At 55.9% G+C, this 12,285-nt stretch carries 10 protein-coding genes and 1 pseudogene; 7 read left to right on the top strand and 4 right to left on the bottom strand.

What is annotated here, in order from left to right; genetic code table 11:
* Nucleotides 1-16 precede the first annotated feature (16 nt).
* The gene (locus tag ACX9GV_RS01540) at nucleotides 17-229 is read right to left on the bottom strand and encodes a SymE family type I addiction module toxin (RefSeq protein ID WP_473196804.1); all 213 of its coding nucleotides are present in this window, start codon (nucleotides 227-229) and stop codon (nucleotides 17-19) included.
* Nucleotides 230-285: 56 nt separating this feature from the next.
* Nucleotides 286-624, bottom strand: coding sequence for a helix-turn-helix domain-containing protein (locus ACX9GV_RS01535; RefSeq protein ID WP_473197949.1), 339 nt, complete (start codon nucleotides 622-624; stop codon nucleotides 286-288).
* 132 nt (nucleotides 625-756) lie between these two features.
* Here ACX9GV_RS01535 and ACX9GV_RS01530 point away from each other — a divergent pair, with 132 nt between their 5' ends.
* From ACX9GV_RS01530 to ACX9GV_RS01510, 5 genes and pseudogenes are all read left to right on the top strand, one after another.
* On the top strand, nucleotides 757-3,732 hold the full coding sequence (locus ACX9GV_RS01530) for a CHC2 zinc finger domain-containing protein (RefSeq protein ID WP_473196803.1): 2,976 nt from the start codon (nucleotides 757-759) through the stop codon (nucleotides 3,730-3,732).
* A complete protein-coding gene (gene xerC, locus ACX9GV_RS01525; protein WP_473196802.1) occupies nucleotides 3,732-4,799 on the top strand; it encodes a site-specific tyrosine recombinase XerC in 1,068 nt (355 codons plus the stop codon). Before ACX9GV_RS01530 ends, xerC (ACX9GV_RS01525) begins: the two co-directional genes overlap by 1 nt.
* A 421-nt stretch (nucleotides 4,800-5,220) precedes the next feature.
* A complete protein-coding gene (locus tag ACX9GV_RS01520; RefSeq protein WP_473196801.1) occupies nucleotides 5,221-5,466 on the top strand; it encodes a hypothetical protein in 246 nt (81 codons plus the stop codon).
* Between the two features lie 364 nt (nucleotides 5,467-5,830).
* Nucleotides 5,831-6,763: pseudogene (locus tag ACX9GV_RS01515) on the top strand (DNA/RNA non-specific endonuclease); the annotation flags it as partial.
* Complete coding sequence (locus ACX9GV_RS01510) at nucleotides 6,763-7,098, top strand: immunity protein YezG family protein (RefSeq protein ID WP_473196805.1); 336 nt, start codon at nucleotides 6,763-6,765, stop codon at nucleotides 7,096-7,098. The pseudogene ACX9GV_RS01515 and the gene ACX9GV_RS01510, both read left to right, overlap by 1 nt.
* Before the next feature lie 46 nt (nucleotides 7,099-7,144).
* Here ACX9GV_RS01510 and ACX9GV_RS01505 read toward each other — a convergent pair whose 3' ends face one another.
* A complete protein-coding gene (locus ACX9GV_RS01505) occupies nucleotides 7,145-7,357 on the bottom strand; it encodes a SymE family type I addiction module toxin (protein WP_473196804.1) in 213 nt (70 codons plus the stop codon).
* Nucleotides 7,358-7,413: 56 nt separating this feature from the next.
* Nucleotides 7,414-7,752 carry a helix-turn-helix domain-containing protein gene (locus ACX9GV_RS01500; RefSeq protein WP_473197949.1) on the bottom strand — a complete coding sequence of 113 codons (339 nt, stop codon included), beginning with the start codon at nucleotides 7,750-7,752 and terminating at the stop codon, nucleotides 7,414-7,416.
* A 132-nt stretch (nucleotides 7,753-7,884) separates the two neighbouring features.
* On the opposite strand from ACX9GV_RS01500, the gene ACX9GV_RS01495 reads away from it, so the two are divergent.
* Entirely contained in the window at nucleotides 7,885-10,860 is a 2,976-nt protein-coding gene (locus tag ACX9GV_RS01495; protein ID WP_473196803.1) for a CHC2 zinc finger domain-containing protein, read from the top strand.
* Nucleotides 10,860-11,927, top strand: a complete 1,068-nt coding sequence (gene xerC / locus ACX9GV_RS01490; RefSeq protein WP_473196802.1) for a site-specific tyrosine recombinase XerC — start codon at nucleotides 10,860-10,862, stop codon at nucleotides 11,925-11,927. The genes ACX9GV_RS01495 and xerC (ACX9GV_RS01490) overlap by 1 nt, the downstream gene beginning before the upstream one ends.
* The last annotated feature ends 358 nt before the right edge of the window (nucleotides 11,928-12,285 follow it).

Below are 12,285 nucleotides of genomic sequence, written 5' to 3'. Positions count from 1 at the left end.
TTTATAGGTCAGTCAGTTATCCTTCAGTCGCCAGCCGGATGATCAACTGGCCCGGCTCGGTGATCACCTCGATCCGCTGGCCGGTGGTGAATCCAAGCGCTTCGAGCCAACGGCCCTTGATGGTCAGTTGCGGTAACGGGTTCGGCCTGCCACCGTTGGGGCGATAGCCGACAACACTCTTACGGGCTTGGGGTGTGGCGGGTTCTGACTTATGATGTTGCTCAGCCATAATCAACTCCTTGTTAGTTGCATGTGGTTAGCGGTTAAGGCAGGTTGCCCCCTGCTTTAGCCGCGCTCAGTAATCTGTTTAGCCTGGTACTTTAAAATCATTCCATCCAGCAGCGCTTTTATAATCCGGCGTTCTTCTTCCGGCATCCCGCTTACCGCCTCAAACTGCAAGGCCAAATCATCGGATGGGCCGCGCTCATGCTCATCAAATACCAATCCATCCAGCGAGACATGCAGCACCTTAGCCAACCTAATCAGGGCGTCTAAGGTGGGTTGTGCAGACCCCGCTTCATAACGACGTATCTGGTTAACATGAATCAATGCTCTATCCGCTAATGCCTGTTGAGTCAGGTCAGCAGCCTTGCGCAGTTGTATCAAACGAGCAGGAAAGTTCATCGGTAAAAACCACAAAGTTGACGTAGTCATACTGTAACTTGCCTCTCTAATAATGTTTGACACATACACACTATAAGGTATTTAATAAAAACATTAAACGGTTATTGACAGGTTTTTACAGGAGCAGCAGGAATGGGCAGAATGACCCCGGCAGAGCTGGCGCAGTTAAAACAGGAAGTGTCCTTGCTGAAAGTGGCACAAAGCCAAGGGCTTGAGCTGAAACGCCAGGGCAAGGACTATGTCACGCTATGCCCGTTCCACCGGGAGAAAACCCCGTCTTGTGTGATCTCGCCTGAAAAGAATCTCTATCACTGCTTTGGTTGTGGCGCTGCAGGTTCGGTGATCGACTGGTTGCAACACACTGAACGGCTCACTTATGCACAAACGCTGGTCAGGCTTCGGGAACTGGCGGGTTCGTCGTCTGTTGCTGCTGAAACCATCACCCCTTCTTCTTCGCCGCCTGCAGTGCATCCCAAACTGGCCGATCTGGATGAAGACGGCCAAGCCCTGCTCAATCAGGTGATCGACTTCTATCACCAACAACTCCTGGCCTCACCGGAAGCGCAACAGTGGCTGGTCAGCCGAGGGTTAAACCACCCTGAACTGGTGAGCCACTTCCGGCTGGGGTTCGCCGGGCTGCATGGGATCGGCGGCAGTGCCGGGTTGTTGCCCACTTCAGCCAGCAAGGAAGGTAAGCGGCTGCGGGAACGGTTAGCCGAAGCGGGTGTGTTGCGGGAAACGACCCGGCAAGACCACTTCCGGGGCTGCGTGGTGATGCCGGTGATCGGTTGGGCCGAGTCGGCCAACGTGGCTCACCGTGGCCGGGTGCTGCAACTGTATGGGCGGCGTATCCAACCGGATTACAAAATCATCAAGGGTAATCCTAAACACCTGTACTTATCTTCGCCGCTGGTTGGTGTGTGGAATGAACCCGCGTTGCAAGCCTCATCAGAAGTTATCTTGTGTGAAGCGCTGATCGATGCCATGACCTTCTGGTGTGCCGGGTTCCGTAATGTGATCGCCGCCTACGGCGTCAACGGCTTTACGGCGGAGCATCTGGCGGCGTTGCAGTATCACGGTGTGAAACGGGTGTTGATCGCGTATGACCGTGATGAGGCCGGGGATCGGGGTGCGGAAGCGGTTGCTGAACAGTTGCAAACGGCAGGCATAGAAGCATGGCGGGTGCGCTTCCCGCAAGGGATGGATGCCAACGACTATGCACTCAAAAGCGGCAATCCAGAAAAGGCGTTGGGCTTGGCGCTGGAATCCGCCCAGCGGCTCGGTGCCGCACCGGAGAACGACACCGCCAGCGCTGAAAACTCTCCCTTATTAGCCGCCTCAGCGGTGCCACAAATGGAGGCGGTGCCAAGTGAAGTCACCGCTTCCGGTGAGCTGCTGATGCACTGCGGCCCTCGGGTGTGGCGGGTGCGTGGTTGGCAGAAAAATACTGTCTCTGAGGTGATGAAAGTCAATGTACAGGTGCGGGATGAGGTAAGCGGCGCGTTCCACGTTGACCAGTTGGACATGTACCACGCCAAACAGCGCCAGAGTTATATCAGCGTGGCGGTGGCCGAGTTGGGTTGTGATGTGGCGGTGATCAAGCGCGAATGTGGGCGGTTACTGTTGTTGCTGGAGCAGAAGCAGGATGAAGCCCGGCTGGCAGCAGAACAGGCCCAGCCTGTGGCAACAGTGGCGCTCAGTGGTGATGAGGAAGCGGCAGCCCTTGAGTTGCTTAAAGAGCCGCAACTGGCTGCGCGGGTGGTGAATGACCTGGCGACCTGTGGCGTGGTGGGCGAATCGGCCAACCTGCTCACTGGGTATCTGGCGGCGACCTCGCGCAAGCTGGACAGGCCGTTGGCGGTGTTGATACAAAGCAGCTCGGCAGCGGGGAAATCCTCGTTGATGGAAGCGGTGCTGGGGTTGATACCGGAAGAAGAGCGTATCCAGTACAGCGCCATGACCGGGCAAAGCCTTTACTATCTGGGGGAAACCTCGCTCTCACACAAGATACTGGCAATAGCGGAAGAAGAAGGCGTCAGGCAAGCAGCCTATGCCTTGAAGCTGTTGCAGTCCGATGGGGAACTGAAAATCGCCTCGACGGGCAAGAACGAGCAAAGCGGCGAACTGGTGACGCGAGAATACAAGGTACAAGGCCCGGTGATGCTGATGTTGACCACCACCGCCATCGACGTTGACGAAGAGCTGTTAAACCGCTGTCTGGTGCTGACGGTGAACGAATCGCGAGAGCAAACCCAAGCCATACATGCCTTGCAGCGGCACGGCCAAACGCTGGCCGGGTTACTGGCGGCGAATGAAAAAGGCTATCTGACCCGGTTACACCAGAACGCGCAACGGCTGTTGCGGCCACTCAAAGTGGTCAACCCCTATGCGGAGCAACTGACGTTCCTGTCAGACAAGACCCGCACCCGCCGCGACCATATGAAATACCTGACGCTGATACAGTCAATCGCCTTGTTGCACCAGTACCAACGGGAAGTGAAGCGAGTGCAGCATCGCGGCGAATGGCTGGAATATATCGAGGTGGCGCGGTCAGATATCGAGCTTGCCAACCAACTGGCGCATGAAGTGCTGGGCCGCACACTGGATGAAATGCCGCCGCAGACGCGCAAGTTGTTGGTGCTACTGCGTGACTGGTTAACCCCGCAAGCGCAGGCGCAAGGCAGTAAACTGGATGAGGTGCGCTTTACCCGGCGTGATGTGCGTAACGCGCTGAAATGGGGAGATACCCAGCTTAAAGTGCATCTGGCGCGGTTGCTGGAAATGGAATACCTGGTGATGTTCCGCCGTGGCTTAACCTATGAATATGGCTTGCTGTGGGACGGTGACGATAACGGTGAAGCGCACCTGTGCGGGTTGTTGGAGTCGGGCGAAGCGTCCCGGTCGGGGTCTGAAGATAATCGGTCGGCTTCTGATGATAAACAGTCGGTATCAGGTCGGGGCGTGGTCGGCACTCAGTCGGCAAGTGAAAAAGCCGCTCCAAGCCAGGCAGTACAAGGCTTGGCAGTGGAAGCGGTCGGCGTTGCAGCAAACGCAGTAATAAAGGGAATAAAAAAATCACCTGTTGTTGTCACTGCCGGGGGTGACTGATGGCCTACCGCAGACCCCGCGCCGATGCGCTGCTGACCGTTGATGATGTCTACAGAAAACCCGTTGGCCCGGCCCATGACCCTAAGGGACTGTATGCGCTACTGTTGCGCTTCGTGGCGTGGCGGCGTGAACGCAACTGGTCGGCAACCACCCTGAAAACCCAGACGCACCACCAATACCGCTTCATCCTGTGGGCCCATGAGCGTGGGTTGCACTATGCCCAGGATATTACCCTGCCGATACTGGAGCGTTACCAACGCTATCTGTTCACCTACCGTAAACCCAATGGCGAGCCACTCAGCACCCGGACACAACGCAGCCAGTTGGGGCCGTTGGTGGTGTGGTTCGGCTGGATGACCCGCAGCCACCTGTTACTGGCGGACCCGGCTTCGGGGTTGGTACTGCCGAAGCAGGAAAAACGCTTACCGCGCCATATCCTGAGTGTGGAAGAAGTGGAGCAGGTGTTGGCGCTGCCGGATATCAGCACCTTGCAGGGGTTGCGTGACCGGGCGTTGTTAGAGCTGTTGTGGTCAACCGGGATGCGACGCATGGAAGTGGCCGGGCTTGACCAGTACGCGGTTGATACCAGTCGTAAAATAGTGACTATCCGCCAGGGTAAAGGGAAAAGAGACCGGGTTATCCCCATCGGTGACCGGGCGTTGAAATGGGTACAGCACTATCAACAACAAGTGCGGCCGCAACTGGTGGTTAATCCCGAGGTTGAGGCGCTGTTCGTGGCACTGGATGGCTTGGCAGGGTTAACACCCAATGGCGTTACGGCTGTCACCAAAAGCTATATCGTGGCCTCCGGTGTCAGCCGCTGGGGCAGTTGTCACCTGTTCCGCCATGCCATGGCAACGCAAATGCTGGAGAACGGCGCCGATATCCGTTGGATACAAGCCATGCTCGGCCATGCCAGTCTCGAGTCTACGCAAATCTATACACAAGTGAGCATCCGGGCATTACAGGCGGTTCATGCGTCAACCCACCCCGCAGAGCAGCCGGACAGCGAAACACCGCCGGAAAGCCCGGAGCCGGACGCAGCAACGGAACCATCGGACCAATAGCCACTGCAAGTGTGCAGATCTGCACACCCGCCACGCCAACAACCGGACGCTACAACGACGGAACCGCCGGAAGAAATATCACGCTAGCTCACTCTCTGTGAGGCAGCAGGGTTAGCAAGCCCACGGCAGCAGGCGCGCAATCAGGTTCCCCTTCCCCATCAGCATCAACGTGGCGCACCTCCTGCCTTCATGCCAGTTCGGTGTGTGCGGGGGTAAAAAGCCTCCGGCCAGCGCTTGGCGGCGGCACTCTCTGTGTGCTGGGTTGCTGGCCTTCGGCTATTAAACATAACGCGGGGGATTATGCGCACTTACTGGCCAGTCACGGTCAAGGGCTTGTCAGGCGGTAGCGTGTGGCCCAGTTCGCATAATCCGCGTTATGTCTTGCGCCCCCGCAGTCAGGTAGTCCGGTGTCGGTTGTGGGTTGGCGCTCCGTGTTGGCAAGTGCGGAGTGGCGCGCCAGTCGCTGCGCTCCTGCCGCTATCAGGTTCAGCACGCCACAACACCAGCCCGAGAGGCGCGCCGCTCGCAAGCTCCCGCCGCTGTTGGTAACAATGGCAACCTCAACCAAGGTCAACAGCATCAAGGGTTGTCGGCCTGGCGGCCTCCGCTTAAAAAGTTAATGCCCGCCCGGCTGCGTCTGGCTGCGCCGGGTCGTGCCCCGCGATAAAGAAGCGGGTCACTCCTTCCCGTCTCGCCAGCTTCCGCGCCCACCCGAAGAAGCCACACCGTGGGCTAGGCCCGCCCACACCGGGCCAACGCCTCAGCGCTAGGCTGCCAAAACCCCCGGCAGCCTGGCGCCTCACCGTTCTGATAAAAACCGCCCACTAATGGAAAACCGGAAACGGGCTGCTATGATGTGGCGGCAATCGCTCTTTAACAATGTTGGGGAAAATGGCGTAACAGGCTGAAAACGCGCGTCTGGGCAAAAAGTTGTCTGTAGCAAAATGCACTGGCAAAAAACGGTTGTAACTGGCTGATGGCACAGGGAAAAAGTGAGTTCGACAGCCAACTTCACGGCGGAGCAAGTTGTTGTGGAGAATAACTTCCTGAGTGCTGAGCAGATAGATGATTTTGCGGCAAGAGCGAAAGGTTGTGATACGCGAGGTGACTGCGACCAGATCGTGAAGGAAATGGAAGATCTGAGCTTGAAGCAACAGCAAGAAATGATTGCGCTATGTTCAACCAATCCAGCAGCCTGTAAAGAGAAGTACGGTGATATTCCAGCAAATGGTATGCTGGTACGCGAAGCGATAGACCGTGTGTTGGGTGATGATGTGCCGTCGAAAATGAAGAATGATATGTCTTCATTGCTGGCGCAACAGATGGAAGCTGAAGGTGTAGTATCGAGCACCGAGTTTGCCCAACGACTCCAGAGTATTTACGGTATTGATAAGCAGCAGGCAGAAATACTGGCAGGTGCGGCGCTTGGTGCAATTACGGGAGGTATGGGCAAAGGCGGTTCTGCAACAGCAGGTAAGAACGTTGTTGTTGTAGACTCGGGTAAGAAAGGTGCCTGGAACAAAGCGATGAACAAGCCGGAACCGAATACGGTTTATAAGGTCGATGGTGATAAGACTTATCATACTGACAACCTGGCCAGACCAACTCAGGTTGAAGCAACCCTTAGCGCTAGTGCGAAAGACCGGAATGGTTATCAGCAATGTAAGGCGGGTAAGTGTGGCAATCCAGGTGATGAGGGGGGACATTTAATCGCCAGTATCTTTAATGGTCCTGGTGAAAAATTGAACCTGTTACCGATGGATGGAAACCTGAACAAAGGTGCTTGGAAACAGATGGAAAACACTTGGGCGAAGGCATTAAGCGAAGGTCAAGATGTTAAGGTTAATATTCAACCATCTTATACAGGTAACAACGTCAGGCCGGATAAATTTAAGGTTGTATATTCAGTGGATGGTGGTCGCCCAATTGAAAAAGTATTCAATAATTCTCCAGGGGGGAAATAATGAGAACTGATCAAGAAATCTATAATGATATTGGTTCAATATTGCTATCAATAGCCCCTGATAATGCGGCAAAAGTTATTCTGTGTGCAACGTTGGAGCCAGAGAGTGATTGCGGTGAATTTACTTATGACTATATAGATAACAATGGTGAGCAGCGTTGGATAACTGAAACCGCTGATGCAAGTGAAAGACTACTGGATCTACTTGTAGAGTTAAGAAATTACTTTGTAGATAATTTTAAGTCTCAAGAGAAGCCGTTCTGGCATGGTTGCGAAGTAACGGTAAATGTAGAGACCTTAAAGATTAATATTGATTTTAAATACGACGACCAATAAAAAATCCCGGCCTTGGTGCCGGGATTTTACTTTATAGGTCAGTCAGTTATCCTTCAGTCGCCAGCCGGATGATCAACTGGCCCGGCTCGGTGATCACCTCGATCCGCTGGCCGGTGGTGAATCCAAGCGCTTCGAGCCAACGGCCCTTGATGGTCAGTTGCGGTAACGGGTTCGGCCTGCCACCGTTGGGGCGATAGCCGACAACACTCTTACGGGCTTGGGGTGTGGCGGGTTCTGACTTATGATGTTGCTCAGCCATAATCAACTCCTTGTTAGTTGCATGTGGTTAGCGGTTAAGGCAGGTTGCCCCCTGCTTTAGCCGCGCTCAGTAATCTGTTTAGCCTGGTACTTTAAAATCATTCCATCCAGCAGCGCTTTTATAATCCGGCGTTCTTCTTCCGGCATCCCGCTTACCGCCTCAAACTGCAAGGCCAAATCATCGGATGGGCCGCGCTCATGCTCATCAAATACCAATCCATCCAGCGAGACATGCAGCACCTTAGCCAACCTAATCAGGGCGTCTAAGGTGGGTTGTGCAGACCCCGCTTCATAACGACGTATCTGGTTAACATGAATCAATGCTCTATCCGCTAATGCCTGTTGAGTCAGGTCAGCAGCCTTGCGCAGTTGTATCAAACGAGCAGGAAAGTTCATCGGTAAAAACCACAAAGTTGACGTAGTCATACTGTAACTTGCCTCTCTAATAATGTTTGACACATACACACTATAAGGTATTTAATAAAAACATTAAACGGTTATTGACAGGTTTTTACAGGAGCAGCAGGAATGGGCAGAATGACCCCGGCAGAGCTGGCGCAGTTAAAACAGGAAGTGTCCTTGCTGAAAGTGGCACAAAGCCAAGGGCTTGAGCTGAAACGCCAGGGCAAGGACTATGTCACGCTATGCCCGTTCCACCGGGAGAAAACCCCGTCTTGTGTGATCTCGCCTGAAAAGAATCTCTATCACTGCTTTGGTTGTGGCGCTGCAGGTTCGGTGATCGACTGGTTGCAACACACTGAACGGCTCACTTATGCACAAACGCTGGTCAGGCTTCGGGAACTGGCGGGTTCGTCGTCTGTTGCTGCTGAAACCATCACCCCTTCTTCTTCGCCGCCTGCAGTGCATCCCAAACTGGCCGATCTGGATGAAGACGGCCAAGCCCTGCTCAATCAGGTGATCGACTTCTATCACCAACAACTCCTGGCCTCACCGGAAGCGCAACAGTGGCTGGTCAGCCGAGGGTTAAACCACCCTGAACTGGTGAGCCACTTCCGGCTGGGGTTCGCCGGGCTGCATGGGATCGGCGGCAGTGCCGGGTTGTTGCCCACTTCAGCCAGCAAGGAAGGTAAGCGGCTGCGGGAACGGTTAGCCGAAGCGGGTGTGTTGCGGGAAACGACCCGGCAAGACCACTTCCGGGGCTGCGTGGTGATGCCGGTGATCGGTTGGGCCGAGTCGGCCAACGTGGCTCACCGTGGCCGGGTGCTGCAACTGTATGGGCGGCGTATCCAACCGGATTACAAAATCATCAAGGGTAATCCTAAACACCTGTACTTATCTTCGCCGCTGGTTGGTGTGTGGAATGAACCCGCGTTGCAAGCCTCATCAGAAGTTATCTTGTGTGAAGCGCTGATCGATGCCATGACCTTCTGGTGTGCCGGGTTCCGTAATGTGATCGCCGCCTACGGCGTCAACGGCTTTACGGCGGAGCATCTGGCGGCGTTGCAGTATCACGGTGTGAAACGGGTGTTGATCGCGTATGACCGTGATGAGGCCGGGGATCGGGGTGCGGAAGCGGTTGCTGAACAGTTGCAAACGGCAGGCATAGAAGCATGGCGGGTGCGCTTCCCGCAAGGGATGGATGCCAACGACTATGCACTCAAAAGCGGCAATCCAGAAAAGGCGTTGGGCTTGGCGCTGGAATCCGCCCAGCGGCTCGGTGCCGCACCGGAGAACGACACCGCCAGCGCTGAAAACTCTCCCTTATTAGCCGCCTCAGCGGTGCCACAAATGGAGGCGGTGCCAAGTGAAGTCACCGCTTCCGGTGAGCTGCTGATGCACTGCGGCCCTCGGGTGTGGCGGGTGCGTGGTTGGCAGAAAAATACTGTCTCTGAGGTGATGAAAGTCAATGTACAGGTGCGGGATGAGGTAAGCGGCGCGTTCCACGTTGACCAGTTGGACATGTACCACGCCAAACAGCGCCAGAGTTATATCAGCGTGGCGGTGGCCGAGTTGGGTTGTGATGTGGCGGTGATCAAGCGCGAATGTGGGCGGTTACTGTTGTTGCTGGAGCAGAAGCAGGATGAAGCCCGGCTGGCAGCAGAACAGGCCCAGCCTGTGGCAACAGTGGCGCTCAGTGGTGATGAGGAAGCGGCAGCCCTTGAGTTGCTTAAAGAGCCGCAACTGGCTGCGCGGGTGGTGAATGACCTGGCGACCTGTGGCGTGGTGGGCGAATCGGCCAACCTGCTCACTGGGTATCTGGCGGCGACCTCGCGCAAGCTGGACAGGCCGTTGGCGGTGTTGATACAAAGCAGCTCGGCAGCGGGGAAATCCTCGTTGATGGAAGCGGTGCTGGGGTTGATACCGGAAGAAGAGCGTATCCAGTACAGCGCCATGACCGGGCAAAGCCTTTACTATCTGGGGGAAACCTCGCTCTCACACAAGATACTGGCAATAGCGGAAGAAGAAGGCGTCAGGCAAGCAGCCTATGCCTTGAAGCTGTTGCAGTCCGATGGGGAACTGAAAATCGCCTCGACGGGCAAGAACGAGCAAAGCGGCGAACTGGTGACGCGAGAATACAAGGTACAAGGCCCGGTGATGCTGATGTTGACCACCACCGCCATCGACGTTGACGAAGAGCTGTTAAACCGCTGTCTGGTGCTGACGGTGAACGAATCGCGAGAGCAAACCCAAGCCATACATGCCTTGCAGCGGCACGGCCAAACGCTGGCCGGGTTACTGGCGGCGAATGAAAAAGGCTATCTGACCCGGTTACACCAGAACGCGCAACGGCTGTTGCGGCCACTCAAAGTGGTCAACCCCTATGCGGAGCAACTGACGTTCCTGTCAGACAAGACCCGCACCCGCCGCGACCATATGAAATACCTGACGCTGATACAGTCAATCGCCTTGTTGCACCAGTACCAACGGGAAGTGAAGCGAGTGCAGCATCGCGGCGAATGGCTGGAATATATCGAGGTGGCGCGGTCAGATATCGAGCTTGCCAACCAACTGGCGCATGAAGTGCTGGGCCGCACACTGGATGAAATGCCGCCGCAGACGCGCAAGTTGTTGGTGCTACTGCGTGACTGGTTAACCCCGCAAGCGCAGGCGCAAGGCAGTAAACTGGATGAGGTGCGCTTTACCCGGCGTGATGTGCGTAACGCGCTGAAATGGGGAGATACCCAGCTTAAAGTGCATCTGGCGCGGTTGCTGGAAATGGAATACCTGGTGATGTTCCGCCGTGGCTTAACCTATGAATATGGCTTGCTGTGGGACGGTGACGATAACGGTGAAGCGCACCTGTGCGGGTTGTTGGAGTCGGGCGAAGCGTCCCGGTCGGGGTCTGAAGATAATCGGTCGGCTTCTGATGATAAACAGTCGGTATCAGGTCGGGGCGTGGTCGGCACTCAGTCGGCAAGTGAAAAAGCCGCTCCAAGCCAGGCAGTACAAGGCTTGGCAGTGGAAGCGGTCGGCGTTGCAGCAAACGCAGTAATAAAGGGAATAAAAAAATCACCTGTTGTTGTCACTGCCGGGGGTGACTGATGGCCTACCGCAGACCCCGCGCCGATGCGCTGCTGACCGTTGATGATGTCTACAGAAAACCCGTTGGCCCGGCCCATGACCCTAAGGGACTGTATGCGCTACTGTTGCGCTTCGTGGCGTGGCGGCGTGAACGCAACTGGTCGGCAACCACCCTGAAAACCCAGACGCACCACCAATACCGCTTCATCCTGTGGGCCCATGAGCGTGGGTTGCACTATGCCCAGGATATTACCCTGCCGATACTGGAGCGTTACCAACGCTATCTGTTCACCTACCGTAAACCCAATGGCGAGCCACTCAGCACCCGGACACAACGCAGCCAGTTGGGGCCGTTGGTGGTGTGGTTCGGCTGGATGACCCGCAGCCACCTGTTACTGGCGGACCCGGCTTCGGGGTTGGTACTGCCGAAGCAGGAAAAACGCTTACCGCGCCATATCCTGAGTGTGGAAGAAGTGGAGCAGGTGTTGGCGCTGCCGGATATCAGCACCTTGCAGGGGTTGCGTGACCGGGCGTTGTTAGAGCTGTTGTGGTCAACCGGGATGCGACGCATGGAAGTGGCCGGGCTTGACCAGTACGCGGTTGATACCAGTCGTAAAATAGTGACTATCCGCCAGGGTAAAGGGAAAAGAGACCGGGTTATCCCCATCGGTGACCGGGCGTTGAAATGGGTACAGCACTATCAACAACAAGTGCGGCCGCAACTGGTGGTTAATCCCGAGGTTGAGGCGCTGTTCGTGGCACTGGATGGCTTGGCAGGGTTAACACCCAATGGCGTTACGGCTGTCACCAAAAGCTATATCGTGGCCTCCGGTGTCAGCCGCTGGGGCAGTTGTCACCTGTTCCGCCATGCCATGGCAACGCAAATGCTGGAGAACGGCGCCGATATCCGTTGGATACAAGCCATGCTCGGCCATGCCAGTCTCGAGTCTACGCAAATCTATACACAAGTGAGCATCCGGGCATTACAGGCGGTTCATGCGTCAACCCACCCCGCAGAGCAGCCGGACAGCGAAACACCGCCGGAAAGCCCGGAGCCGGACGCAGCAACGGAACCATCGGACCAATAGCCACTGCAAGTGTGCAGATCTGCACACCCGCCACGCCAACAACCGGACGCTACAACGACGGAACCGCCGGAAGAAATATCACGCTAGCTCACTCTCTGTGAGGCAGCAGGGTTAGCAAGCCCACGGCAGCAGGCGCGCAATCAGGTTCCCCTTCCCCATCAGCATCAACGTGGCGCACCTCCTGCCTTCATGCCAGTTCGGTGTGTGCGGGGGTAAAAAGCCTCCGGCCAGCGCTTGGCGGCGGCACTCTCTGTGTGCTGGGTTGCTGGCCTTCGGCTATTAAACATAACGCGGGGGATTATGCGCACTTACTGGCCAGTCACGGTCAAGGGCTTGTCAGGCGGTAGCGTGTGGCCCA

The organism is Serratia sp. 25CWL12 (assembly GCF_055790885.1).
This window is presented reverse-complemented; position numbering and strand designations above follow the sequence as displayed.